22 protein-coding genes are annotated in these 24,045 nt (G+C 71.0%); 12 read left to right on the top strand and 10 right to left on the bottom strand.

What is annotated here, in order from left to right; genetic code table 11:
• Positions 1–50 precede the first annotated feature (50 nt).
• A complete protein-coding gene (locus tag ABZ910_RS16415; protein ID WP_361364653.1) occupies positions 51–731 on the bottom strand; it encodes a spermidine synthase in 681 nt (226 codons plus the stop codon).
• A 217-nt stretch (positions 732–948) separates the two neighbouring features.
• Here ABZ910_RS16415 and lon point away from each other — a divergent pair, with 217 nt between their 5' ends.
• Positions 949–3,369, top strand: coding sequence for an endopeptidase La (gene lon / locus ABZ910_RS16410; RefSeq protein WP_361364650.1), 2,421 nt, complete (start codon positions 949–951; stop codon positions 3,367–3,369).
• A gap of 61 nt (positions 3,370–3,430) precedes the next feature.
• On the opposite strand, the gene ABZ910_RS16405 is transcribed toward lon, so the two are convergent.
• Positions 3,431–4,255 (bottom strand): lysozyme, encoded by an 825-nt coding sequence (locus ABZ910_RS16405; protein WP_361364647.1) that lies wholly within the window; start codon positions 4,253–4,255, stop codon positions 3,431–3,433.
• Positions 4,256–4,473: 218 nt separating this feature from the next.
• Between ABZ910_RS16405 and ABZ910_RS16400 the strand changes: the two genes are divergently transcribed.
• A complete protein-coding gene (locus ABZ910_RS16400; protein ID WP_361364645.1) occupies positions 4,474–4,965 on the top strand; it encodes a MarR family transcriptional regulator in 492 nt (163 codons plus the stop codon).
• Positions 4,966–5,012: 47 nt separating this feature from the next.
• Here the strand turns inward: ABZ910_RS16400 and ABZ910_RS16395 are convergent, their stop codons facing one another.
• Complete coding sequence (locus tag ABZ910_RS16395) at positions 5,013–5,801, bottom strand: protein phosphatase 2C domain-containing protein (RefSeq protein WP_361364642.1); 789 nt, start codon at positions 5,799–5,801, stop codon at positions 5,013–5,015.
• Positions 5,802–6,172: 371 nt separating this feature from the next.
• Here ABZ910_RS16395 and ABZ910_RS16390 point away from each other — a divergent pair, with 371 nt between their 5' ends.
• From ABZ910_RS16390 to ABZ910_RS16370, 5 genes are read left to right on the top strand one after another with little or no spacing between them, the layout of a single operon-like run.
• A complete protein-coding gene (locus ABZ910_RS16390; RefSeq protein WP_361364640.1) occupies positions 6,173–8,953 on the top strand; it encodes a nitrate- and nitrite sensing domain-containing protein in 2,781 nt (926 codons plus the stop codon).
• On the top strand, positions 8,950–9,453 hold the full coding sequence (locus ABZ910_RS16385; protein WP_361364638.1) for a roadblock/LC7 domain-containing protein: 504 nt from the start codon (positions 8,950–8,952) through the stop codon (positions 9,451–9,453). Before ABZ910_RS16390 ends, ABZ910_RS16385 begins: the two co-directional genes overlap by 4 nt.
• Positions 9,450–9,872, top strand: a complete 423-nt coding sequence (locus ABZ910_RS16380) for a DUF742 domain-containing protein (RefSeq protein WP_361364635.1) — start codon at positions 9,450–9,452, stop codon at positions 9,870–9,872. The genes ABZ910_RS16385 and ABZ910_RS16380 overlap by 4 nt, the downstream gene beginning before the upstream one ends.
• Positions 9,853–10,488 (top strand): ATP/GTP-binding protein, encoded by a 636-nt coding sequence (locus ABZ910_RS16375; protein ID WP_361364632.1) that lies wholly within the window; start codon positions 9,853–9,855, stop codon positions 10,486–10,488. Before ABZ910_RS16380 ends, ABZ910_RS16375 begins: the two co-directional genes overlap by 20 nt.
• A 24-nt stretch (positions 10,489–10,512) precedes the next feature.
• Positions 10,513–11,778, top strand: coding sequence for a styrene monooxygenase/indole monooxygenase family protein (locus ABZ910_RS16370; RefSeq protein ID WP_361364629.1), 1,266 nt, complete (start codon positions 10,513–10,515; stop codon positions 11,776–11,778).
• Here the strand turns inward: ABZ910_RS16370 and ABZ910_RS16365 are convergent.
• From ABZ910_RS16365 to ABZ910_RS16350, 4 genes are all read right to left on the bottom strand, one after another.
• Positions 11,739–12,875, bottom strand: a complete 1,137-nt coding sequence (locus ABZ910_RS16365) for a C40 family peptidase (protein ID WP_361364626.1) — start codon at positions 12,873–12,875, stop codon at positions 11,739–11,741. The genes ABZ910_RS16370 and ABZ910_RS16365 overlap by 40 nt on opposite strands.
• A 175-nt stretch (positions 12,876–13,050) precedes the next feature.
• Complete coding sequence (locus ABZ910_RS16360; RefSeq protein WP_361364623.1) at positions 13,051–13,386, bottom strand: hypothetical protein; 336 nt, start codon at positions 13,384–13,386, stop codon at positions 13,051–13,053.
• Positions 13,379–14,032 carry a TetR/AcrR family transcriptional regulator gene (locus ABZ910_RS16355; protein WP_361364620.1) on the bottom strand — a complete coding sequence of 218 codons (654 nt, stop codon included), beginning with the start codon at positions 14,030–14,032 and terminating at the stop codon, positions 13,379–13,381. Before ABZ910_RS16355 ends, ABZ910_RS16360 begins: the two co-directional genes overlap by 8 nt.
• Before the next feature lie 57 nt (positions 14,033–14,089).
• On the bottom strand, positions 14,090–15,028 hold the full coding sequence (locus tag ABZ910_RS16350) for a diiron oxygenase (protein ID WP_361364617.1): 939 nt from the start codon (positions 15,026–15,028) through the stop codon (positions 14,090–14,092).
• A gap of 124 nt (positions 15,029–15,152) precedes the next feature.
• Here ABZ910_RS16350 and ABZ910_RS16345 point away from each other — a divergent pair, with 124 nt between their 5' ends.
• Both ABZ910_RS16345 and ABZ910_RS16340 read left to right on the top strand, forming a co-directional pair.
• Complete coding sequence (locus ABZ910_RS16345) at positions 15,153–16,265, top strand: ferritin-like domain-containing protein (protein WP_361364615.1); 1,113 nt, start codon at positions 15,153–15,155, stop codon at positions 16,263–16,265.
• Positions 16,266–16,355: 90 nt separating this feature from the next.
• Positions 16,356–16,955 carry a Uma2 family endonuclease gene (locus tag ABZ910_RS16340; protein WP_361364612.1) on the top strand — a complete coding sequence of 200 codons (600 nt, stop codon included), beginning with the start codon at positions 16,356–16,358 and terminating at the stop codon, positions 16,953–16,955.
• A 34-nt stretch (positions 16,956–16,989) separates the two neighbouring features.
• Here the strand turns inward: ABZ910_RS16340 and ABZ910_RS16335 are convergent, their stop codons facing one another.
• Together ABZ910_RS16335 and ABZ910_RS16330 are read right to left on the bottom strand one after the other, a co-directional pair.
• Positions 16,990–18,447, bottom strand: a complete 1,458-nt coding sequence (locus ABZ910_RS16335) for a penicillin-binding transpeptidase domain-containing protein (protein ID WP_361364609.1) — start codon at positions 18,445–18,447, stop codon at positions 16,990–16,992.
• Positions 18,444–19,841 (bottom strand): FtsW/RodA/SpoVE family cell cycle protein, encoded by a 1,398-nt coding sequence (locus ABZ910_RS16330; protein WP_361364607.1) that lies wholly within the window; start codon positions 19,839–19,841, stop codon positions 18,444–18,446. Before ABZ910_RS16330 ends, ABZ910_RS16335 begins: the two co-directional genes overlap by 4 nt.
• Before the next feature lie 190 nt (positions 19,842–20,031).
• Between ABZ910_RS16330 and ABZ910_RS16325 the strand changes: the two genes are divergently transcribed.
• Positions 20,032–20,835: a nuclease-related domain-containing protein gene (locus ABZ910_RS16325; RefSeq protein WP_361364604.1), complete on the top strand. Its 804-nt coding sequence runs from the start codon at positions 20,032–20,034 to the stop codon at positions 20,833–20,835.
• A gap of 90 nt (positions 20,836–20,925) precedes the next feature.
• On the opposite strand, the gene ligD is transcribed toward ABZ910_RS16325, so the two are convergent.
• Positions 20,926–21,807, bottom strand: coding sequence for a non-homologous end-joining DNA ligase (gene ligD / locus ABZ910_RS16320; protein ID WP_361364601.1), 882 nt, complete (start codon positions 21,805–21,807; stop codon positions 20,926–20,928).
• Between the two features lie 53 nt (positions 21,808–21,860).
• Here ligD and ABZ910_RS16315 point away from each other — a divergent pair, with 53 nt between their 5' ends.
• Together ABZ910_RS16315 and ABZ910_RS16310 are read left to right on the top strand one after the other, a co-directional pair.
• Positions 21,861–23,006, top strand: coding sequence for a Ku protein (locus tag ABZ910_RS16315; RefSeq protein ID WP_361364598.1), 1,146 nt, complete (start codon positions 21,861–21,863; stop codon positions 23,004–23,006).
• A gap of 467 nt (positions 23,007–23,473) precedes the next feature.
• Positions 23,474–23,704, top strand: coding sequence for a hypothetical protein (locus tag ABZ910_RS16310; protein ID WP_361364595.1), 231 nt, complete (start codon positions 23,474–23,476; stop codon positions 23,702–23,704).
• Positions 23,705–24,045: the final 341 nt, after the last annotated feature.

Genomic DNA, 24,045 nt, shown 5'->3' with positions numbered 1-24,045 from the left:
TGAATGATCCGCGTCAGGGCAGCACCCTACGGGGACAGCCCGTGCCGTCGCTATCCAGGTCGTACGGCGAGGTGCACCGCGTCGGGAACGCCCCGGGCAACCGGGACCTCTTCGGTACGCACCTGCCGGAACCCGGCATTCCGCAAGGTTCCTTCAAATTCCGGGGAGGGCTGCGCCGACCATACGGCGAGCACCCCTCCCGGCCTCAAAGCCCTTGCGCAGCTTGCCAGTCCGGGCGGAGAGTAGAGGCCGTCGTTGTCCTCGGTGACGGTCCAGTCGGGCCCGTTGTCGATGTCGAGGCACAGCGCATCGAATGTGGCGGATGTCTCATTGACGTACGCCACCAGATCGCTCTCGATGATCTCCGTGCGCGGGTCGGCCAGCGCCGAGGCGGAGATGTCCGCCAGGGGGCCGTCGCGGTGCCAGCCGATCACGGCGGGCTCGCGCTCGACGACGCTGATCCGGCCCCAGTGCGGATCGGCCGCCGCGTGTGCGAGGGAGAACCCGACCCCCAGGCCGCCGATCAGCACGTCCGGCTCCGGCCGCCCGTCCAGGGCTCCGAGCGCGGCGTCGACGAGCAGTCGCTCCGAGCGGCCGTCGGAGGTGTCCATCAGGAAACACCCGTTCGCGATGATCTGCAGCAGACCGCCGTGCCGGCGCAGCACGACCTCGCCGTAGGGGCCCTCGCGACGGTCCAGAACTTCCGGGGTGTCGTGCGCGGCGACAGTCATGAGCCCATCCTGCCCGAACGATGCGCTGCGGCCACGGGAATTACGGATGAGCGAAAGGTCACTGAAAGGGGTGGCGTGCTCGTGCCGGTGCCTCTGTCGGCGCTCCTGAGCACGCCGTTCGCCCCGATCGCTCAGAGCGAACGCCCTTCGGGGAACACCAAGGGACTCACGAGCATTGAGCCTATGTAACTCAAGTTGACTGCTCAAGGGGAGATCAATGCCTGCTGAGTCCACGGCGTCCACACTCACCCTCCCTGTGCTGCCGCTCGACGACGAGGTCGTGCTGCCGGGGATGGTGGTCCCGCTGGACCTGAACGACCCGGACGTACGCGCCGCGGTGGAGGCCGCCCAGGCCGCCACGCGGTCCGAACCGGGAAAGCCCAGGGTCCTTCTGGTACCGCGCATCGACGGGACGTACGCGAGCACCGGCGTGCTCGGCACGGTCGAACAGGTCGGCCGGCTCGCCGACGGCGACCCGGGCGCCCTCGTCCGCGGCCGCGGACGCGTGCGGATCGGTGCCGGGACCACGGGGCCCGGCGCGGCCCTGTGGGTCGAGGGCACCCGCCTCGACGAACAGGTGCCCGACCCGCTGCCGGGTCAGGTCACCGAGCTGGTCAAGGAGTACAAGGCCCTCGCCACCAGCTGGCTGAGGAAGCGCGGCGCCTGGCAGGTCGTCGACCGCGTCCAGGCCATCGACGACGTCTCCGCGCTCGCCGACAACTCCGGCTACTCGCCCTTCCTGACCACCGAACAGAAGGTGGAATTGCTCGAGACCGCGGACCCGGTCGAGCGCCTGCGGCTCGCCACCCGTCACCTGCGCGCCCACCTCGCCGAGCAGGACGTGGCCGAGAGCATCGCCAAGGACGTCCAGGAGGGCGTCGACAAGCAGCAGCGCGAGTTCCTGCTGCGGCGTCAGCTCGAAGCCGTCCGCAAGGAACTGCGCGAACTCAACGGCGAGCAGGACGGCGAGGAGTCCGACGACTACCGCGCCCGCGTCGAGGCAGCCGACCTGCCCGAGCAGGTCCGCGAGGCGGCCCTCAAGGAGGTCGACAAGCTGGAGCGCGCCAGCGACCAGTCGCCCGAGGGCTCCTGGATCCGCACCTGGCTCGACACCGTCCTCGAACTGCCCTGGAACGAGCGGACCGAGGACGCGTACGACATCCAGGGCGCCAAGGCCGTGCTCGACGCCGAGCACGCCGGTCTGGAGGACGTGAAGGAGCGCATCACCGAGTACCTGGCCGTGCGCAAGCGCCGCAGCGACCGCGGACTCGGTGTCATCGGGGGCCGCCGCGGCGGTGCCGTGCTGGCCCTCGTCGGACCTCCCGGCGTCGGCAAGACGTCGCTCGGCGAGTCCGTGGCCCACGCCATGGGCCGGAAGTTCGTCCGCGTCGCCCTCGGCGGCGTCCGCGACGAGGCCGAGATCCGCGGCCACCGCCGTACGTACGTCGGCGCCCTGCCCGGCCGCATCGTCCGCGCCGTCAAGGAGGCCGGGTCCATGAACCCGGTGGTCCTGCTCGACGAGATCGACAAGGTCGGCTCGGACTTCCGCGGCGACCCGGCGGCGGCCCTGCTGGAGGTCCTCGACCCGGCCCAGAACCACACCTTCCGGGACCACTACCTGGAGGTCGAACTGGACCTGTCGGACGTCGTCTTCCTCGCCACCGCCAACGTCCTGGAAGCCATCCCGGAGGCCCTCCTCGACCGTATGGAGCTGGTCCGCCTCGACGGTTACACCGAGGACGAGAAGGTCGTCATCGCCCGCGACCACCTGCTCCCGCGCCAGCTGGAGCGGGCGGGGCTGGACCAGGACGAGGTGACCCTCGACGAGAGCGCGCTGCGCAAGCTGGCCGGCGAGTACACGCGCGAGGCGGGCGTCCGTACCCTCGAACGCTCCATCGCGCGGCTGCTGCGCAAGGTCGCGGCCCAGCACGAACTGGGTGAGCGGGAGCTGCCGTTCACGGTGCGCGACGAGGACCTGCGGGGCCTGATCGGCCGGCCGCACCACGTGCCCGAGTCCGCCCAGGACCCGGCCGAGCGCCGTACGGCGGTCCCCGGCGTGGCGACCGGTCTCGCGGTGACGGGCGCGGGCGGCGACGTCCTGTACGTCGAGGCGTCCCTCGCCGACCCGGAGACGGGCGCGGCGGGCCTGACCCTCACCGGTCAACTCGGCGACGTGATGAAGGAGTCGGCGCAGATCGCGCTGAGCTTCCTGCGCAGCCACGGCGCGGAGCTGGAGCTGCCGGTGGCCGACCTGAAGGACCGGGGCGTGCACATCCACTTCCCGGCGGGCGCGGTGCCGAAGGACGGCCCGAGCGCGGGCGTCACGATGACGACGGCCCTGGCCTCGCTGCTCTCCGGCCGCCTGGTCCGCACGGACGTGGCGATGACGGGTGAGGTCTCCCTGACCGGCCGCGTCCTGCCCATCGGCGGCGTGAAGCAGAAGCTGCTCGCCGCGCACCGCGCGGGTGTCACCACGGTGGTCATCCCGAAGCGCAACGAGCCCGACCTGGACGACGTCCCCGCGGAGATCCTGGACAAGCTGGACGTCCACGCCGTCACGGACGTCCGCCAGGTCCTGGAACTGGCCCTGTCGCCGGCCACGAGCGAGGCGGAGCCGAAGGTTCCGGCCGCGGCGTGACGGACGCGACCGGATGAAGGAAGGCCCGGGCCCCGTGAGGGGGGCCCGGGCCTTCGCCGTGTCAGCCGAGGGCGAGTGCCTGCACCCGGTCCAGGGCCCCGTTGAACTTGTCGTGGTCACCGACCGTCGGGCCGGTCGAGGTGTACTGCCACATGGTCTGGTAGGCCCAGCCCGCCGGCAGCGTGCCCGGGTCGGTCGCGTACCGCGCGATCCACAGCGGGTTGTTGACCGCGAAGCCGCCGTAGTTGCCCGTGCACTGGGTCCACCAGCTGGTGGCCGTGTAGATGACGGCCCAGCGGCCGGTGCGGGCGTGGTACTGGTTGAGGAAGTCGGCGATCCAGCTGACCATCCCGCTCTGCGTCTTGCCGTAGCAGGTGGCGCCGTAGGGGTTCCACTCGATGTCGAGGGCGCCGGGGAGGGTCTTGCCGTCGGCGGACCAGCCGCCGCCGTGGTCCACGAAGTAGTTGGCCTGGGTGGCGCCGCTCGTGGTGTCCGGGGTCGCGAAGTGGTACGCGCCGCGGATCATGCCGACGTCGTAGGAGCCGTTGTACTGCTGGGCGAAGTACGGGTTCGTGTAGTACGTCCCCTCCGTCGCCTTGGTGTACGCCCACCTGACCCCGCTGTTCCACAGGGTCTGCCAGGCGACGTTGCCCTGGTAGCTGGCGACGTCGACGCCCTCGGTCTGGGTGACGTCACCCGTGCTGGGCGTGCCGTGCACACCGTCGTGGGCCGCAACGCCCATGCCCATGTAGGCGGAGCCGCGGGCCGGAGTGGTCGCGGCCTGGGCGGTGGCGAGGGGAAGGGTGAGGGACAGCGCCGCGAACAGGGCTGCCACGAGGGCGGTGAGGGCGCGCGGGCGGAGGGAACCGGATCTGTGCACGGGCATGACGTGCCTCCGAGGGGTTGGTGGGGGACCGCGGACGACGCACTGGCGTGAACATGCCATTTTCATTGCCTCGTACGAAGCTACGCACGTAGACCGGGGCTGGGAAGAGGGTCCGGAGTCCGCCGTTGGTCTACTCCTGCGAAATACTTACGGAGCTGCGGCAATGGCGTCGTTTGGCAGAAACTTTCAGGACCGCGAAACCGATCAGAGGTGCTGACGTGCACGAGGAAGGAAGCGGCGGCGGCCGGCACGTCGCCGGACCGGCGGCGCCGAGTGGTGCAGACCAGGAGTTCCTGGCGCTGGAGCGCGAGTTGACGGTGCTGCTGCGCCGCGCGCGGGCCAGCCAGGGGGAGATGGCCCGCGAGGTCCATCCCGACCTGGAGCCCGCCGCCTACGGTCTTCTCGTCCGCCTCGACGAGCACGGCGGCCAGCGCGCCACCGAACTCGCCTGCTACATCGGCGTCGGCAAGGCCACCATGTCCCGCCAGTTGCGCGCCCTGGAGGAACTCGGGCTGATCGTCCGCGAACCGGACCCCGCGGACGGACGCGCGTGGCTGGTGACCCTGACGGACGAGGGCCGCCACCGGGTCGGAATGGTCCGCGAGGCCCGCCGTGCCCGCTATGTCAGCAAGCTTGCGCACTGGGACCGGGGAGAGGTGGCGGAACTGGCGCGGCTGCTGCACCAGTTGAACGGCGGCATGGAGAAGTAGCCGCCGGGCGTGAGGCGTTGTGCGGAACCCGCCCTCAACGGTCGGCCTCAGAGCTCGGCGTAGACCACGGTCGCGTCGTCGTGCGTCTTGCTGCGGCGCAGGAACGCGCGCTCCTCCCGGTCCGCCGCCTCCAGGGCGCGTACGCGGTCGATCAGCGCCCGTGCCCCCTCCTTGCGCACGAGGGCGAAGCAGTCCGTCCAGTTCCCCTCGTGGAACTTCTCGACCCACCGGGTCGCCCCGTCGGTGAGCGCGGCCAGGGCGCGGACCTCGGAGCGGGGGAGGCTGCCCGTGACCGCCCGGGCGGCGACCGAGGGGTCCGCGGCGGCCGTGAAGAAGCCGCCCTCCTTGTTGCGGACCGTGGCGTCGGCGATGGCGTCGCTGGCCAGGCAGGCGCGCGGCAGCCGGGAGAGCCGGTCGTCCAGCACGGGGGTGACCGTGCCGTCGGGGGATTCCAGGAGGAGAGCGGAGTCGGACAGGACCAGGTAGTCGAGGGTGGCGGTCGACCAGCGGGTCAGTACCACCGTCGCCTGAGGCGTGCGCGGGTGAGAAAGGTCACAGGTTTCGGCGTGTGCCTCCGCTGTGCGAGCGATGGCCTGAAAAAGGATCTCCGGCAGCGTCAGATCTCGGCTGGAAACGGTCAGTTCGGTCAGTGCGCCGCCGAGTCTCGCCGTGAACCACGGCACGGAGTGCACGCACCCTGTGCCGCTCTCGGGTGGGGTGACCCCGTCCAGGGCGACCACGCAGCCGCCCTGTCCGGAGGCCGGTAGTCCTATACCGGCGAAGTCCTCGTTGGGGCGGAAGGTGTCGCCGGGTTCCGAAATGGCTTCCGTACGCATCACGCCAGTCTGCACGAGCCCTTCACAACTTCCGTCAAAGGAGGCCAACCGCCGCCGAATTGACGCGCTCATGCGGACCGGAGGTCTGCTTTGGGGCGGAATAACACACTCCGGGAAGGCGTGGCGGCGAATACTGCCAAAGCCTGCCGCCCGAGTCCAACCGGCTCGCCGGAACGTGTAGGGGGCCCCGAACGGGGAACTTGCCCGCCAACTCCCCTCCGAGGTTCACTCCTTCGGGTGGCGGTGAGGTGATGCGCGACCGCTGACCACCGGCACTGGGAGGGTCGGGGACCGGCCGTACTGGGTGTACGAGCCACCCGGCACCGATATGACGGGGTGCCACCCGGGTCCATGGGTACACGAGTTCAGGAATGCGAGCACCGGTGCAGAAAAAGCGGCCTCGGCGCACAGGCAGGCATACGGCCTCCGAAGGGGGCGCAGAGCGCACCCCCGTCGGGACCGGCCGTCCGACGCACGTACGCAACCGACTGATCGTCGCCGTGGCCGTGGTGGCCGCAGCCATAGCCGGGGCGGGCGCCCCGTCCGTGGTGGCCGCCTCAGGGCAGGTGAACGACTCCCAGGAGCTGGTGACCCTCGCGGGGCGGACACAGGACGCCCTCGCGCTGGCCCACTCGCTGGCCGACGAACGAGACGAGGTCACCTCCTACGTCGCCTCCGGGCGCCCCCAGGGCATGACGCCGTCGCCGGCGCGCGGCGCCCGCGTCGACCGCCAGGTCGACGACCTGCGCGCAAACACGGACGCACCCGCCTCGCTGCGCAAGGCCCTCGACCGGATCGCGGCCGTACGCCGGGACGCGCTCTCCGGCAAGAGCTCGGCCCTGCAAACGCACCAGGCCTACTCCGGCATCATCACCGGACTGCACGGGCTGGCCGTGGAGCTGGCCGCGAAGATGTCCCCGCGGTCCGGCGCCGGCGCGTACGCGCTCGCCGATCTGGACTCCGCCGTCCAGCAGTCGGCCGCCGCACGCGGGCTGCTCCTCGCGGCCCTCCGTACGCCGGTGACAGGCCAGGCGGCCGCCGGTCTGCCCGGCGCCCCCGCCACGACGGGCCCAAAGGAGCGCGACGCGCTCACCGCCGCCGCGCAGCAGGCCCGTCTGCGCGCCGACACCGCGCTCGCCGACTTCCGGGACACCGCGCCCAAGTCCGCCGTGGCGTCGTACGACTCCACGGTCACCGGTGCCGACGTCAACTCCGCGGAGAAGTACCTCACCGCGCTGACCGCCCAGCCGACGCTGTCCGCGGCCGGTGCCGCCGTCAGTGCCCGGAAGCTGGACCCGATCCTGTCGGGCCGCATCGACCTGATGCGCGGCGTGGAGATCTCCCTCTACGACCACCGCACCAAGGAGCTCGCCGGGCTGCGCGACGACGACGTCACCGCGCTGGAGATACGCATCGCCGTCCTCGGCGTCCTGATGCTGGTCGCCGTCGGCATCAGCACCGCCATGGCCCGCACCCTCACCCAGCCGCTGTCGGTGCTGCGCCGCGGCACGGCCCGGCTGGCCGAGTCCGCGGACCCGCTGTCGGAGGAACCGGTCCGGTTCACCGGCCGCAACGACGAGTTCGCCCAGGTCGTCCGCTCCGTCAACGCCCTGCACGCGTACGCGGTCGAGCTGCACGAGCGCGTCGCTCCGCTGCACGAGCGCATCGCCACCCTGGAGAGCGACCGCAAGCACATGGTCGCCCAGCGTCAGCAGATGGCCGACGCCCGCGAGGAGCTGCGCGCCGAACTCGCCGACGCGAGGGCCCAGCTGGAGACGATGCGCACCAGCATCGGCGGTACGTTCGTCAGCCTCGCGCTGCGCAACCTGGGTCTGGTGGAGCGCCAACTGGCCGTCATCGAGAGCCTGGAGGAGCGCGAGCACGACCCCGAGCGGCTCGCCACCCTCTACAAGCTCGACCACTTCGCGACGGTCATGCGCCGGCACAGCGAGAACCTCCTGGTCCTCACCGGCACCGAGCAGCTCCAGCAGCACCCGCGTCCGGTCCCGCTCATCGACGTCGTCCGTGCGGCGGTCAGCGAGGTCGAGCGCTACGAGCGCGTCCGTATCTCCGCGCTGCCCCCGCACGCCCATGTGGCGGGCTTCGTGGCGGACGACCTCTCCCACCTGATGGCCGAACTCATGGAGAACGCCGCCGCGTTCTCTCCGCCGGACGTGGCCGTCGAGGTCTCCGGCTGGCTGCTGGAGAGCGGCGAGATCATGCTCTCGGTGCAGGACGAGGGCATCGGCATGACCCAGGAGCGGATGGGGCGCCTCAACCATCGCCTCACTCACTTCGACCCGGAGGCCACCTACGACCAGGAGGGCGGCGACGGTCTCGGCCTCGGTCTGTACGTCGTGGCCCGCCTCGCCCACCGCCACGGTGCCCGCGTCCAGTTGCGCGAGCAGAAGCAGGGCGGTGTGGCCGCGGTCGTCGTGCTGCCGCAGTCCCTGCTCGCCCAGCCCCCGACGGCGGTCGGTTCCACGAGCGAGGGGGGCGCCTACGCCCTGACGGGCGCGGACGCCGAGGCCAACTCCAATGCCCTGAGCGGCCGTGCCGGGAACGAGGACCTGCTGGTCGCGCTCGCGGAGAAGGCCGTCAAGGCGGCGGGCGACTCCGCGCTGCGGGACCCGCAGCCTGCCGCACCAGCTTACGAGCCGGCCTACGAGCCGGCCGTACCCGCCGCGCGGCATGCCGCACCGGCCACGCCGCATGCCGCACCGGAGACGCCCGCCGAGAGCACGATGGAGCTGCGCTTCCCGGAGTCCGGCACCGACCCGTACGCCATCGGTCCCGACGCCCACGAGCGGACCCCAGACGCGCGCGTGGCCCCACCGGCCCCCCAGGCACCCGTGACGCCCCAGGCGTCCGAGGCGCCCGCGGCGGCCGGCGAGGACGCGCAGACCGACAAGGGCCTCCCGAAGCGAACCCCCAAGATCACCGCACCCGCCCAGGCCCCGCGCCAGCGGACCGGATCCGTCGATGCCGAAGCCCTGCGTCGCAGGCTCGGCGGCTTCCATCGCGGAGCGGCCGCCGGTCAGCGCGACGTCCAGGCGGAGATCGCCGCAGAGACGGCCCGGAACCCGTTGCCCCACGCAGCACCGCATGACGCCGGAGCCTCGGGGGGCACAGTCGAGGAGGCAAGCAGTTGACCGCGCCCAGCACTTACGGGCTGAGCAGTGAAGCCCGCAACCTGCACTGGCTGCTGACCAACCTGGTCGAGGAGGTGCCCGGCATCCAGTCGATCGCCGTGGTCTCCTCCGACGGCCTGATGCTTCTCTCCTCCGATCCGGGCCGAACCCGTGAGGCCCAGGCCGCGCACGGTGAGAGGCCCCACGGCCCGCGCGGCTCCGCCGCCGACCTCGCCACCATCGTCTCCGGCATCGGCAGCCTCACCATCGGTGCCGCCCGGCTGATGAAGTTCGGCGGGGTCAAGCACACGATGGTCGCGATGGACGAGGGCAGCCTCTTCGTGATGTCGATCAGCGACGGTTCGCTGCTCGGCGTCCACGGGTCCGCCGACTGCGACATGAGCGTGGTGGCGTACCACATGGCGCTCTTCGTGGGCCGCGCCGGCCATGTCCTGACACCCGAACTCCGCTCTGAGCTACGAAAATCCCTGGAGTCCAACGCGACGGGGAGCGCCCGATGAACAGCAGTACTCCGCACGACCTCCCGGTACGCGGAGGCGGTCGCAAGGCCGCCCGCGTCCGCCCCTATTCGCTCACCGGCGGCCGAACCAAGTTCGGTCACGTCCTGCTCGTCGAAACCATGGTGGCGAGCACCCCGGCCCTCGAGGCCGCCGAGGAGCGCAAAGAACTGACGAACGGTACGCATTCCACCCGGGTCATGCCGGAGATGCGGGCCATCGTCGAACTCTGCCGCCGTATGCGTACGGTGGCCGAGATCGCCGCGCTGCTGCAGATGCCGCTCGGTGTGGTCCGCGTGCTCCTGAGCGACCTCGCGGACCAAGGAAAGATCCGTGTGTACGGAACCGGAACCGGTCACGGCGCGGGTCGCCCGGACCGCGCTCTGCTGGAAAGGGTGCTGAGTGGACTCCGCCGTCTCTGACGCCGCCGGCGTCTCCCGATACGTCGATACCGACGAGGGTCTGCAGTCCTGGCAGACCGACCGCACCCGTGCCCCCATCTCCACGAAAATCGTGGTCGCGGGCGGCTTCGGTGTGGGTAAGACCACGCTGGTCACTGCCGTTTCGGAAATCACGCCTCTGCAGACCGAGGCGCAGATGACCGAGGCGAGCGAGGAGACCGACGACCTCACCGATACGCCGGACAAGCAGACCACCACCGTCGCCATGGACTTCGGGCGCATCACGCTCGACGACGACCTGGTGCTCTACCTGTTCGGCACGCCTGGACAGCAGCGGTTCTGGTTCATGTGGGACGATCTGGTACGTGGCGCGATCGGCGCCGTCGTCCTGGCCGACACCCGCCGCCTGAAGGACTGCTTCCCGGCACTCGACTACTTCGAGAGCTGCGGGCTACCGTACGTCGTCGCCGTCAACCACTTCGACGGAAGCGATGTGTACGAGCCGGAGGACGTCCGCGAAGCGCTGACGATCCCCGCGCACGTACCCGTCATCCTCATGGATGCGCGGCGTCGGATCTCGGCGATCGAGACCCTCCTGGCCCTTGTCGGCCACGCGCTCGCCGAAACCCCCGAGTGAAACACCTTTAGGAGCACCACCCGCATGCGGAAGATACTCGTCGTCGGAGCCGGTCAGTCCGGTCTCCAGCTCGCCCTCGGACTCCAGTCACATGGATACGAGGTCACCCTGATGTCGAACCGGACCGCGGACGAGATCCGGGCCGGCCGTGTGATGTCGACGCAGTGCATGTTCCACACCGCGCTGCAGCACGAGCGCGACCTCCAGCTGAACTTCTGGGAGACCCAGGCCCCCAAGATCGAGGGCCTGGGCGTCTCGGTCGCGGCGCCCGGTTCCTTCGACCCGGGCCCGTCGCAGCGCATCATCGACTGGGTCGGCAAGCTCGACGGCTACGCGCAGTCGGTCGACCAGCGCGTGAAGATGGCCGGCTGGATGGAGACCTTCGCCCAGCGCGGCGGCCAGGTGGTCATCCACGGCGTGGCGGTCTCCGACCTCGACTACTTCTCGCGTGCCTACGACCTCGTGATGGTGTCGGCGGGCAAGGGCGAACTGGTCCAGATGTTCGGCCGGGACGCCTCGCGCTCCCCGTACAACGAGCCGCAGCGCGCCCTCGCGGTGTCCTACGTCCACGGCCTGGGCCCGCGCCCGGAGCACCCGGAGTTCGACGCGGTCCGCTGCAACCTGGTCCCGGGCGTCGGCGAGCTCTTCATCATGCCGACGTACACCAACTCCGGCCGAGCGGACATCCTGTTCTGGGAGGGCGTCCCCGGCGGTCCGCTCGACGTCTTCAAGGGCGTCAAGGACCCCTCCGAGCACCTCGCCCTGACGCTGGAGCTCATGAAGAAGTTCACGCCCTGGGAGTACGACCGCGCCACCAAGGTCGAGCTCACCGACGCCCACGGCACCCTCGCGGGCCGCTACGCGCCGACCGTCCGCAACCCCATCGGCCGGCTGCCCGGCGGCGGCACGGTCCTGGGCGTGGCCGACGTGGTCATCGCCAACGACCCGATCACCGGCCAGGGCTCCAACTCGGCGTCCAAGTGCGCGGCGACGTACCTCGACTCGATCCTCGCGCACGGTGACAAGCCGTTCGACGAGGCCTGGATGCAGGGCACGTTCGACCGCTACTGGGACTTCATGCAGCACACCACCAAGTGGACGAACGCGATGCTCGCCCCGCCGCCGGAGCACATCCTGAACCTCATCGGCGCCGCGGGCCAGATGCAGCCGATCGCCGACCGCTTCGCCAACGGCTTCAACGACCCGGCCGACTTCGAGAACTACTTCTACGAGCCGGCCAAGGCCGAGGCCTACGTGGCCGAGGTGGCGGGCGCGGCCGCGGGCGCGTAGCCCTCGTCGCGTCCTGACAGGGCACCGGAGGGGAGCTTCGGCGGCTTGTACCGCCGCAGGGGCTCCCCGCCCGGATCGGGGCGTACGGCACCGAGCACCGGGTTGGCCGCGATCGGCGACACCTTGATACGGGCACCGGGCCGCGGTGCCTGCACGACCAGGCCGCCGCCGAGATAGAGGGCGACGTGCGTGGCTTCGGGGAAGTACACGACCAGGTCACCGGGCCGCAGTTCGCTGAGCGGCACGTGCTTCAGCGTGGCCCACTGCTCCTGACTCGTCCGCGGGATCCGCGTCCCGGCGTGGTCCCAGGCCTGCGAGGTCAGCCCCGAGCAGTCGTACGACCGCGGGCCCACGGCCCCCCACTGGTACGGCTTCCCGAGCTGGTCCACGGCGTAGCGCACCGCCCGGTCGCCCGCATGCGTCGGGGGCCGCGCGCTGCTGAGCGCCCCGGACGCCATGAACTTCCGCTGTGCGTCGGCGATCCCTTCGCGCTCGAACGTGGCGAGCTGGCTGAGCTGGTCGGCGTTGAGCGAGGTGAGCATCTTCTCGACGTCGGCGAGCCGCGCGCGTACGTTGTCGCGCTCCTTGCGCTGACGCCCGGCGAGCGAGGCCTGCCGGTCCAGCGCCGAGCGCGCGGCCAGCGCCAGGGCGTCGGCGCGCCGCTCGTTGCCGGTGAGCCGTTGCACGGTCTTCGCCCGTTCCCGGGCCAACTGCCCGATCACATGGCCCTCTTCGAGCGCGTGCTGCGGATCGTGGGCGAGCAGCAGCCGCACGTACGCGGAGATGTTCGAGCTGCCCTGGTACTGCTGCCGGGCCAGCCGCCCGGCCGCGAGTCGGCTGTCGTGCAGGGAGCTGCGGGCGCGGGTCAGCTCGCGGTCCAGCCGCCGGACCTCGGCGCGCTGCGACTTCAGCTTCTCCTCGGTGGCGTTGTAGGTCTCGGTGGCCTGCTCGGCCTCCCGGTACAGCCGCTGAAGATTCGTCAGCAGCTGTGACACGGACCAGTGGGGATCGGGCGCGGCCGCGGCCGGCACGGGAGCGAGGGCCACGTGGGCCGTCACCGTGGCCGTACAGAACAGACGCAGAAGCCTTCCTGACACGTCATCACCTCCGGTGCGATGGGGTGCTGCTCCCGGCGCGGGCGGAACGGGCAGGGCAGAGCGGCCGGGAGCGCGGCGAGGGACGGTCGGTTGTATCCGTTCTTCTCCGCACCGTGAGATGTAGACGCGTACGCGTGGTCCGTGTGCCGGACCTACGCGGTTCGGCGCAACCGCGTCACCCGTCCGCGTCATCCGCGTTGCCGGACGGCGTGGCGTGTGGATCGGCGCCGGGCCCGGACCAGGGCCACCTGAGGCGGCGGCCGCCGGCCTGCCCCTCGGGCACGAACTCGTACTTCCACCCCTGGACGAGCCCGAGCCTGCGGCTGTGCGCGCGGGGCACCCGGCGGTAGACGAGGACGGTGGGCGGTCCGCCCCGCGCGTCCGGGACAGGGATGCGGTACGTCTTCGGGGGGTGGCCGGTGACTCCCAGCAGCACCGGGAGCACGCGCCCGTCCATGGGGCCGCCCTCGAAGGGGGTGTCCTGACTCTTCACGGCACCAGTGTCAGTCATCCCCCGGCAGGGAGCCGACGACCGCGGCCGTCTCCGGGTCGCGTCCCGCGGTCACCGCCAGCACGGCCGTGAACTGCTCGACCAGCCAGTCGCGCAGTTCGCCGGCGGGCGGCTGCTTGTCCTCGTCGAGCCAGATGAGGGAGGCGGCCTCGACGGCCGTGATCCATATCCGTACGGTCATCCGCAGGCGCGGGCCCGGCTCCGTGACGCCGAGGTGGCTGTAGATGTGCCGGGCGGCGTCCCGCCGTACGCCGTCGACGATGGCGGTAGTACGGCTGGTCTCCACGACGCTGCCGCCCTGGAGCAGGGCGCTGAAGCCGGCGTCGTGCTCGACGACGAAGGTGAGATAGCGGTCCAGGGCACGGGCCAGGCGGGGCAGCAGCGGACCCTGGCGGGGCTCGTCGAAGCACTGCCGCAGCTGCTCGGCGGCGGACCCGAGGGCCGCCTCGTACAGCTGCTGCTTGCCGCCCGGGAAGTACCGGTAGACGAGCGGCCGCGAGACACCGGCCGCCTCCGCCACGTCGTCGAGCGACACGTCCTCGGGTGCCCGGTGGGCGAAGAGCGACAGCGCGGCAGCGAGCAGCTGCCCGCGCCGTTCCTCGACGCTGAGCCGGCGGTAGGCGGGGGTGGGAGCCTGCGGGGTCATGACCGGCAGCGTAACCGGGGCGTGGGGGTGGGCGCCGGGGGGTCGGCCCGGCTTTCGCTACGCCAGCAGCCCGGAGGACCTCCACATCCGCCGTCCCACCCCGCGCAGGACGCCGATCTCGTCCAGGAAGTCCGTCAGCCGTTTCGCTCCCGTCTGCATGACCTCCCGGCGGTGGGCGCTCGCCTTCACCTGGGCCATCGCCTCCCGCCTGTCGAGTCCCACGTTCGTGTAGACGTCGGGGTTCACGAAGGCCACCGAGAACACGCGGGCGAACTCGCCGGAGGTGACCCGGGTGAACTCCTGGGACCACCGGGGGGCCGTCATCATCTGGCGGCGCAACTCCTCGCGGGCGTAACGGACGTGCCGGGCCTCCTCGACCACATGGATCCGGGTCACTCCGCGGATCAGGGGCTGGACCCGCTCGTCCGGGAAGGTCAGCCGCTGCATCCAGTCCAGGACCTCCTCGCCGAGCAGTGTCGCCGTGAAGGAGCCCGGGGTCGTCGAGATCGTCTTGAACAGGCGGCCCAGGTTCTGGTGGACCCGGCTCACCGGGTACCAGGGCGTGCCGCCGTGCGAGATGAGGCGGGCGAACATCTTGGAGTGGCGGCACTCGTCCTCGATCTCGGTGAGCGCGTAGCGCACGTGCGCGCTCGTGGCCGCCTTGTCGTAGATGTGCCGGGCCAGCAGCTGCATCAGGATGATCTCGAACCAGATGCCCAGCGAGGCCAACGCCGCGGACTCGTGCTGGGACAGCAGGATCCGCTGCTCCTCGCTCATCCGCCGCCACAGCGGGGTGCCGTACAGCGACACCAGTTCCGGCGGCCAGAACCACTTGCCCTCCTCGAAGGGCGCGTCCCAGTCCAGCTCCCGGTCCGGGTCGAAGGAGTGCTTGGCGGAGGAGACGAGGAGCCGCTCGGCCACCTGTTCGCGGTCCTTGAGCCGGCCGAGCGCGTCGCGCAGCCCCTCCAGCGCGTCGGCTTCCGTCAGGGTCGTCATGGCTCCCTCACCTCGTTACCGGGGGTACGTCGTCGTTGCCCCTTATAAGACTGCTTGTCAGTAAGACCGTCAATCCCCTGCACAGGACTTGTTGACCCGGCGTCTACGTGTGAGCCTGCGAGATATGCCGACCAATGACGTGTACGTCAACAACCCGTCAGATCCCCTCTGGCAGGTACCCGCGAGCGGCGCCGCCCGGTTCAGCTGGGAGTACGACGACGGCCGCGAACGGCTGCTCGCCCTGTACCAGAAGGGCAAGGACAAGCAGTGGGACGGGCAGAAGCGGATCGACTGGGACCTCGACGTCGACCCGCACGACCCGCTCGGCACCCCGGACGAGGCGATGACCCTCTACGGGACGCCGTACTGGGACAAGATGACCGACCGTGACAAGGGCGTCATGCGCCAGCACTTCGCCTCCTGGCAGTTCAGCCAGTTCCTGCACGGCGAGCAGGGCGCGATGATCTGCGCGGCGCGGATCGTCGAGTCCGTCCCCGACCTCGACGCCAAGTTCTACTCCGCGACGCAGACCATGGACGAGGCCCGGCACGCCGAGATCTACGGCCGCTTCCTGCACGAGAAGATCGAGCTGGTCTACCCGATCAACGACAAGCTCCAGTCCCTGCTCGGCGACACGCTGCGCGACAGCCGCTGGGACATGCCGTACCTCGGCATGCAGGTCCTCATCGAGGGCCTCGCCCTGGCCGCGTTCGGCATGATCCGGGACACCACCGACAAGCCGCTGCCCAAGCAGATCCTGGCGTACGTCATGCAGGACGAGGCCCGGCACGTCGCCTTCGGGCGCATGGCGCTGCGGGACTACTACAAGCAGCTCACCGACGCCGAACTCCGAGAGCGCGAGGAGTTCGTCATCGAGGGCTGCTACCTGATGCGCGACCGGCTGCGCGGCGAGGAGGTGCTCGAGAACTTCGGCATCCCCAAGGCCGAGGCGAACGTGCTGAGCGAACGGTCCGAATTCCTCCAGCTGTTCCGCAAGTTGCTCTTCTCCCGCATCGTGCCGTGCGTCAAGGACATCGGCCTGTGGGGCAAGCGTCTGCAGCAGGCCTACGTCGACATGGGCGTCCTGGAGATGGGCGACTCCAACCTGGACCTGCTGATGGCCCAGGACGAGGAGATCGCCGAGCAGCTCGACGCGGAGCGCTTCGCCGCGGAGGAGGGCGAGCGGGTGGCCGAGGTGGAGGAGGCGATCGAGGCCGGGCGGGGCCTCGCCGACTGATCGCCCGGCCGACGGGCGAGTTGATATGTGCGTAATGCCCCGGTAGGTACGCTGACGGTGCCAGTCAGGCTCCGGCACAGGGGAGTACGTATGAGCGCCGCACGCGACAACGGGCTGGACGAGGACCGCGAGTGGCCTCGTCCGCCCCAGGGCGGCTGGCTGGCGGACGACCTGGACCGGCTCCCGAACCTGCCGCCGCACACGGAGCTGATCGACGCGAGCCTCGTGTTCGCGAGCCCGGAGACCCGCTTCCACGCACGCACCGGGCGCCTGCTGGAGGAGGCCCTGCTCGACCAGAGTCCGGACGGCCTGGACGCCGTCCGGGAGATGGGCCTCAAGCTCAGCAACACGAACCGGCCCGAGCCTGACGTCCTCGTGGTCCGTACCGACGCCGACACCGGCCCCCGGCAGACCTGGTACCGGCCGCAGGACGTCGTCCTCGCGGTCGAGGTCGTCTCCGAGGACTCCGTGGAGCGCGACCGCGAGGTCAAGCCCCGCAAGTACGCGAAGGCCGGCATCGTGCACTACTGGCGGGTGGAGGACGTCGACGGACTGCCCGTCGTGTACGTCTACGAACTCGACCCGGCCACCGAGTCGTACGTCGCCGGCGGCGTCCATCACGACCGGCTGAAGGTCACCGTGCCGTTCGCCGTCGACATCGACCTCACGGCCGACAACCGCCGGCGGTAGCCGGAGGGACTTCCCGTCGGCACGCCCCCCTGTCTCACAGACCCAGCACCGCCCTCATCACCGCCTTCGCGATCGGCGCCGCGTCCCCGCCCCCGCTGATCTCGCCCCGGTCAGCCGACGCGTCCTCGACCACCACCGCGACGGCGACCTTCGGCTCCAGGTCGTCGTCGGCCTGCGCCCAGGACACGAACCAGGCATACGGCGTACCGGAGTTGCCGACGCCGTGCTGGGCGGTGCCGGTCTTGCCGCCGACCGTCGCGCCCGGGATGGCGGCGTTGGCGCCCGTGCCCTCCCGCACCACGTCCGTCATCAGCTCCTTCATGCGCACGGCCGTCCCCGGCTGCATCGCCTGCCGCAGCGGATGTGCACCGGCGCCGGCGACCGTCTCACCACCCTTCCTCGTGGTCCGCTCGACGAGATACGGCGACGGCACCTGCCCGCCGTTGGCCACCGCCGCCGCCACCATCGCCATCTGCAGCGGCGTGGCCCGGGTGTTGTACTGACCGATCGACGACAGCGCCAACTGCGCCTTGTCCACGGTGGTGTCGAAGGTGCTCGGCGCCACCGAGAAGGGGATGCGCAGCTCCGTTTCGTTGAAGCCGAAGGCCTGCGCCGTGGACACCATCTGCTCGGCCCCCACGTCCACGCCCAGCTTCGCGAACACCGTGTTGCACGACCACTCGAAGGCCCGCCGCACCGAGGCGTCCTCGCAGTCGTCGGACTCGTTCGACAGCCGCGTCCTGGTGCCGGGCAGCGTGAACGGGTCGGGGGAGGACGTGCGCTCGTCCAGGTCCTCGACCACGCCCGCGTCCAGCGCCGCCGCCGCGGTCACCACCTTGAACGTCGAACCCGGCGGATACGTCTGCCGCACCGCCCGGTTGAGCATCGGCTTCTCCGGATCGGCGTTCAGCCGCCCCCAGGCCGACGTCACCGCGTCACCGTTGCCGGACAGCTGCGCCGGGTCGTACGACGGCGTGGACACCAGCGCCAGGATCCGCCCGGTCGACGGCTCCACGGCCGCCACCGCGCCCTTGCGTCCCCCCAGCCCCCGGTACGCCGCCTCCTGCGCGGCCCGGTCGAGCGTCGTGACGACGTCACCGGCGGGGTTCCGCGCCCGTGCGACGTCGTTCCACAGCGGGAACGGCGACAGCATCGGATCGGTGCCGGACAGGATGCCGTCCTCCGCGTGCTCCAGGAACGTCGTGCCGTACACCTGCGAGGCGAAGCCGGTGACCGGGGCGTACATCGGGCCGTCCAGGTACGTCCGTTCGTGCCGCAGCTGCTCGCCGCTGTCCCGGGAGCCGGTGACCGGCCGGCCGCCGACCAGGATGTCGCCGCGCGGCTGGCCGTAACGGGCGATCGTGGCACGGCGGTTGGCGGGGTTGCGGTCGTAGGAGCCGGCCTCGAAGACCTGGACGCGGGTGGCGTTGACCAGGAGCGCCACGAGCAGCAGGGCGCAGAACACGGCGGCGCGCCGGATGTACTTGGTCACGGGGCCACCCGCGCGCCGTACTGCTCGTAGCGTTCGTAGCGCTCCTGCCGTTCGTCCTGGCGCCGGGCCGAGTCGCTCAGGCGGATCAGCAACGCGGTGATCGCCCAGTTGGTGACGACCGAGGAGCCGCCCTGCGCCAGGAACGGCATCGCCATGCCGGTCAGCGGGATCAGCCCGGTCACCCCGCCCGCGATGACGAACACCTGGAGCGCGACGATCGAGGCGAGGCCGACCGCGAGCAACTGCCCGAACGGGTCGCGCAGGGCGAGCCCGGCCCGGTAGCCGCGCTCCACGAGAAGGCCGTACAGCAGGAAGATCGCCGACAGCCCGGCCAGCCCCAACTCCTCGCCCGCGGTCGCCAGGATGAAGTCCGACTTGGCCGCGAAGCCGATCAGGATGGAGTGCCCGAGACCGAGCCCGGCGCCCAGGATCCCGCCCGCCGCGAAGGCGAACAGCGACTGGGCGAGCTGGTTGGGGCCCTGCCCCGCCCTGATCGTCGCGAACGGGTCCATCCAGTCCTCGACCCTGCTGTGCACATGCGGCTCCAGCCAGCCGACGGCGACCGCGCCGAGCACGGCCAGCAGCAGGCCGACCGCGATCCAGCCGGTGCGGCCGGTGGCGACGTACAGCAGGACGACGAACAGGCCGAAGAACAGCAGCGACGTGCCGAGATCGCGCTCCAGGACCAGGACACCGACGCTGATCAGCCAGATGGCGACGATCGGGCCGAGCACACGGCCGGTGGGCAGCTGCACGAACCAGACGCGGCGGCCGGCGTACGCGAGCGCGCCCCGGTTGGCCGCCAGGTACGCGGCGAAGAACACCGCCAGCAGCACCTTCGCGAACTCGCCCGGCTGGATGGAGAATCCCGCGACGCGGACCCAGATGCGGGCGCCGTTCACGGCCGGGAAGAGGATCGGCAGCATGAGCAGGCCCAGGGCCGCGACCACGCTGACGTAGGCGTAGCGCTGGAGCACGCGGTGGTCGCGCAGCAGCAGGACGACCACGATGAAGAGGCCCACGCCGAGCGTGGACCACACGAGCTGGGTGGGCGCCGCCCGGTCGCCCGGCGTCTCCAGGTCCAGCCGGTAGATCAGGACCAGGCCGAGGCCGTTGAGCAGCACCCCGATGGGCAGCAGGAGCGGCTCGGCGCACGGGGCCCGGATCCGGACGGCGATGTGTGCGAGCAGGGCGAGGACGCCGAGCCCGGCGCCGTAGCCGGCGGCGCCGGGTGGGACGGTGCCGGTCCTGGCCAGGCCGACGTGGCAGTAGCCGTACACGGACAGCAGCACGGCCAGCAGGATGAGTGCGAGTTCGATGCCGCGGCGCCGGGGGAGGGGCGCGACGGGACGGCGGGTCTCCGTCGCTGCCCCGGTGGGTCCGGCCTTCGTCATGTCCGGAACCTACCCAAATAGGCTTGATTGTGTGCCGTTGGTAGGGCTGCTTGTGTGGTGCGGGCGGGGTGCCAGCGGTGTGCTCGTACGGACATGTGCCGGTGCTCGTGCGGGCAGGTGACGGTCTCGTACGGACGTGTGCTTGCCCTGGGAGCGCCCGGCCTGTTCCATGGTCAAGGGGTGATGGCGCATGAGCGGACTGCGCGTGGTGCCGACCTGGCGGAACGGCCAGGAACGGTTGTACGTCTGCCTCACGGACGGGCAGAACGTCGCCTGGTACGACCGTGAGGCGGCCCGGGTCAACCTGCTCAGCGAGGACCGCAAGGAGGACGTGCTGGACGCGCTGGTCCCCTTCCTGACGGGCCCGGTGACGGTCGGCCCGCCCCCGTTCCCGACGCCGGCCGAGCTGGCACTGCTGAACCTGCACCCGGACGACGACCTCGCCCCGAACCGCCCCGGCGAGGCCCTGCTGGTGGCCCTCGACCGGGACCCCGCCCCCACCCACCGGCTCCGCCCGGACCCGCGGCGCCGGGCGCTGCTCGCCGAGCAGACGGTGGGGGAGGTCCTCGACCGGCTCGCCGGCGCGGGCTGGCACGCCCTGCACTCGATCCCGCTGCCCGGCGGCGACCACATCCACCACCTCCTGATCGGCCCCGGCGGCCTCTTCGCCCTCCACGCCGTGTACGCCCGCAAGCACCGCGTCCAGCTGGCCGACCCGATGGTCACCGTCGGCCGCCGCGAGTCGCTGCCGCTCCTGCGCCGCGTCCGCGCCGACGCCGATCGCGCCTCGTACGCGCTGACGGCCGAGGTCCACCCGGTCCTCGCCCTGGTGAGCCCCGCACATGTCTCCGGCAGCGCGATGCCGCGTGACGTCCACGTGGTCCGCGACTCGGAGATCGCGGAGCTGGCGCGGCTGGGCGGCACCCTGAAGCCGGCGGACGTGGAGGGCCTGTACGCGATGGCGCGGGACCGGAACACGTGGGGGAGGGTGTGAGGGTCGTGGTGGGGGACGGGGCTCGGGGCTGCCGTGCGTGGCGGCCGGGGGCGAGGGTCGTCGCAGGTGGCGAAGCCCGAGGGTGAGGCCTCAGGGCAGTGCGGCCGCACGCTCCGCGTCCAGCAGCGGAGCCATCAGGTCCCCGACGTCCCGCAGCCGCGCACCCATGTCCGCCGCGCGGAACACCAGCTCCTCCGGCGCCCGGCACCCCTCGACCTCCGCCCACGTCACCGGCGCGGACACCGTCGGCTCGGCGCGCGCCCGCAGCGTGTACGGGGTCGCCGTGGTCTTCCGCGCGGCGTTCTGACTCCAGTCCACGAACACCTTCCCCGGCCGCAGGCTCCGCGTCATCCGGTGCACCACGAGCTGCGGCATCGCCCGCTCGGCCGCCACCGCGAGCCCCTTCGCGTACTCCGAGGCCCGCTGCGACGAGGCCCCGTGCACGGCCGCCAGCAGATGCAGCCCCTTAGCCCCGGACGTCTTCGCGTACGCCTCGACCCCGTCCGCCGCCAGCCGGTCCCGTAGCCACAGGGCGACTTCGCAGCAGTCCACGACCGTCGCCGGCGCCCCGGGGTCGAGGTCGAAGACCAGCCGGTCGGCCTCGTCCGGCGCCTCGATCACCCACTGGGCCGTGTGGAACTCCGTGACGAGGTTCGCCGCCCACATCAGCGAGGCCAGATCCTGCACCAGCACCATGCGTGCCGGTCCCTCCGAGCGCGGCACCTCGGCGGTCGTGACCCAGTCGGGCGTACCGGGCGGCACGTTCTTGGTGAAGAACACCTCCCCTTCGGGGCCGTCCGGATAGCGCAGGAACGACACCGGCCGGTCATGGAGGTGGGGGAGCAGGGCGTCGGCCGTGGTGGCGTAGTAGTGCAGCAGCTCGCCCTTGGTGAAGCCGGTCGCCGGATACAGCACCTTCTCCAGGTTGCTGAGCGCGACCCGCCGCCCCTCCACTTCCGTGATCGGCGTCATACGATGACAATCCCAGATATTCCGGAACTGGGCAGGGGAAACCGGCAGGAAGGGTGCGGCACGTGCGATCCATCTGGAACGGCGCCATCTCCTTCGGCCTCGTCAGCATCCCGATCAAGCTGGTGAACGCCACCGAGAGCCACTCGATCTCCTTCCGCCAGATCCACACCGAGGACGGCGGCCGCGTCCGCTACCGCAAGGTCTGCGAGCTGGAGGACCGCGAGGTCAGCGGCGCGGAGATCGGCAAGGGGTACGAGGAGGCGGACGGCACGATCATCCCGATCACCGACGAGGACCTGGCCCACCTGCCGATCCCCACCGCGCGGACGATCGAGATCGTGGCCTTCGTTCCGGCCGACCGGATCGACCCGCTGCAGATGGACGCCGCGTACTACCTGGCGGCGGGCGGCGCCCAGGCCGCGAAGCCGTACACCCTGCTGCGCGAGGCCCTGAAGCGCAACAACAAGGTCGCCATCGCCAAGTACGCGCTGCGCGGCCGCGAGCGCCTCGGCATGCTGCGCGTGGTCGGCGACGCCATCGCGATGCACGGCCTGCTGTGGCCGGACGAGGTCCGCGCCCCCGAAGGCGTGGCCCCGGACGCGCAGGTCACGGTCCGCGACAAGGAACTCGATCTCGCGGACGCCCTGATGGACACCCTCGGCGAGGTCGAGCTGGAGGACCTGCACGACGAGTACCGCGAGGCCCTGGAGGAGGTCATCGCCGCGAAGGTGACCGGCCAGGCGCCTCCCGAGGCCCCCGCACCGGCGACCGGTGGCAAGGTGCTCGACCTGATGGCGGCGCTGGAGAAGAGCGTGCGTGCCGCGAAGGAGTCCCGGGGCGAGGAGGCACCCGAACCGGCGGAGCCGGCCGAAGTCACCGAGCTCGCGGGGCGCGGCACCGCCCGCTCCACGCGCTCCGCCCGCGCCGGCCGCTCCAGTCGTGCCACTCCGAAGGAGACGGGCGCGAAGAAGTCGACGTCCACCGCGGGCCGGGCGGCGGCGAAGAAGACGGCGGCCTCGGCGAAGAAGTCGACGGCGACGGCGAAGTCGACGTCGAAGGCAACGGCCAAGTCGACAGCCAAGTCGACGACCAAGGCGGCGGGTAAGTCGGCGGGTGCGTCGGCGTCCAAGTCGACGGCAGGCGCGGCGAAAAAGAAGACGCCGCCCAAGAAGGCAACGGCCCGCAAGCGCACGGCCTGAGCCGGTCGCCGCCGGATTGCGCGTGTCCTCAATATCCCTGAATAGCCCTCTTTGGCTCGAACCTCAACTGTCCAACTTCAGTGAATCTGCACACCGATTACACAATCGCGGCGCGGGTCGAGACAGGTCCGTGAAGGGGGCTGCCGGATACTTCATTGTTGGCAGGGAGTGCCCCATTCGATGGCCGCATGGCAATGCCGGGAGTCACTTCAGGCCACACGGCATGTGGAGAAACGGTCCCCGATTCGTGCCCGTTTCTCCACGGATGGGAAGCGCTGTGTTCAACTGCCATGGCGATAGCGCGGATTGATTGGATGCCCGGCTCGCTCCGTGGTTTGATCCGTTGCGCCGCCAGGTTCGTACGAAGGTTTCCGGAAGCCGATGCCGTACGCCTGCGGTTGCGGCCCGCGACTGTCCCCAGCGGACCGCACCCCCTTGTGGTACATCGATGCGAAGGGAAGTCCCTCATGAACTCCGCTCCCCAGGTTCAGACCGCTGAGATCTCCGACGCCGAGCTCGACAACGTCTCGGGTGGCCTGAACCCCCAGGTCGGCCTCACCGCCGGCTCGACGAGCCTCAGCAGCTCGGACGTCATGGGCCAGCTGGACGCCGTCAAGGGCCAGGTCATGGGCGCCGCGGGCGCCGTCGGTGGCACCCTGTCGCAGTTCAGCAACGCGAGCGTCTCCGCCTCGATCTGAGCTATCTGAGCCACGGCCTGACCGTCGGCCGCTGAGGCCCGCCCGACTCCACGGGCGCGGCAGGGCGGCACGACGACAATAGGCTGCGCAGAACGCCAAAGCTCCTGGCAGGCACGACGTCTCAACCGAGACGATCGATGCCCGCCAGGAGCTTTTGCATGCCCGCGAGCGTACGGGGGACGTGTGCGGGGATGCGCATACGGGGGTGCCTGCGCGGGGATGTGCGTGCGGGGATCCGTACGAGGCAGGAGTGAGGGGGCGGCATGGGGAAGGGGGCGGACCACCGGCCGGTCACGGCAGGTGGTCCGCCCCCTTGGCGAGGGAGCCCGGTCCAGGGCGGA

Source organism: Streptomyces sp. NPDC046805 (genome assembly GCF_040645355.1).
Taxonomy (GTDB): domain Bacteria; phylum Actinomycetota; class Actinomycetes; order Streptomycetales; family Streptomycetaceae; genus Streptomyces.
This window is presented reverse-complemented; position numbering and strand designations above follow the sequence as displayed.

Bases quoted from the DNA above. Each gene is read 5' to 3' on its own strand.
- ABZ910_RS16415 (WP_361364653.1), bottom strand. From the start codon at position 731: ATGACTGTCGCCGCGCACGACACCCCGGAAGTTCTGGACCGTCGCGAG.
- lon (WP_361364650.1), top strand. From the start codon at position 949: ATGCCTGCTGAGTCCACGGCGTCCACACTCACCCTCCCTGTGCTGCCG.
- ABZ910_RS16405 (WP_361364647.1), bottom strand. From the start codon at position 4,255: ATGCCCGTGCACAGATCCGGTTCCCTCCGCCCGCGCGCCCTCACCGCC.
- ABZ910_RS16395 (WP_361364642.1), bottom strand. From the start codon at position 5,801: ATGCGTACGGAAGCCATTTCGGAACCCGGCGACACCTTCCGCCCCAAC.
- ABZ910_RS16390 (WP_361364640.1), top strand. From the start codon at position 6,173: ATGCGAGCACCGGTGCAGAAAAAGCGGCCTCGGCGCACAGGCAGGCAT.
- ABZ910_RS16380 (WP_361364635.1), top strand. From the start codon at position 9,450: ATGAACAGCAGTACTCCGCACGACCTCCCGGTACGCGGAGGCGGTCGC.
- ABZ910_RS16370 (WP_361364629.1), top strand. From the start codon at position 10,513: ATGCGGAAGATACTCGTCGTCGGAGCCGGTCAGTCCGGTCTCCAGCTC.
- ABZ910_RS16360 (WP_361364623.1), bottom strand. From the start codon at position 13,386: ATGACTGACACTGGTGCCGTGAAGAGTCAGGACACCCCCTTCGAGGGC.
- ABZ910_RS16355 (WP_361364620.1), bottom strand. From the start codon at position 14,032: ATGACCCCGCAGGCTCCCACCCCCGCCTACCGCCGGCTCAGCGTCGAG.
- ABZ910_RS16350 (WP_361364617.1), bottom strand. From the start codon at position 15,028: ATGACGACCCTGACGGAAGCCGACGCGCTGGAGGGGCTGCGCGACGCG.
- ABZ910_RS16345 (WP_361364615.1), top strand. From the start codon at position 15,153: ATGCCGACCAATGACGTGTACGTCAACAACCCGTCAGATCCCCTCTGG.
- ABZ910_RS16340 (WP_361364612.1), top strand. From the start codon at position 16,356: ATGAGCGCCGCACGCGACAACGGGCTGGACGAGGACCGCGAGTGGCCT.
- ABZ910_RS16330 (WP_361364607.1), bottom strand. From the start codon at position 19,841: ATGACGAAGGCCGGACCCACCGGGGCAGCGACGGAGACCCGCCGTCCC.
- ABZ910_RS16325 (WP_361364604.1), top strand. From the start codon at position 20,032: ATGAGCGGACTGCGCGTGGTGCCGACCTGGCGGAACGGCCAGGAACGG.
- ligD (WP_361364601.1), bottom strand. From the start codon at position 21,807: ATGACGCCGATCACGGAAGTGGAGGGGCGGCGGGTCGCGCTCAGCAAC.
- ABZ910_RS16310 (WP_361364595.1), top strand. From the start codon at position 23,474: ATGAACTCCGCTCCCCAGGTTCAGACCGCTGAGATCTCCGACGCCGAG.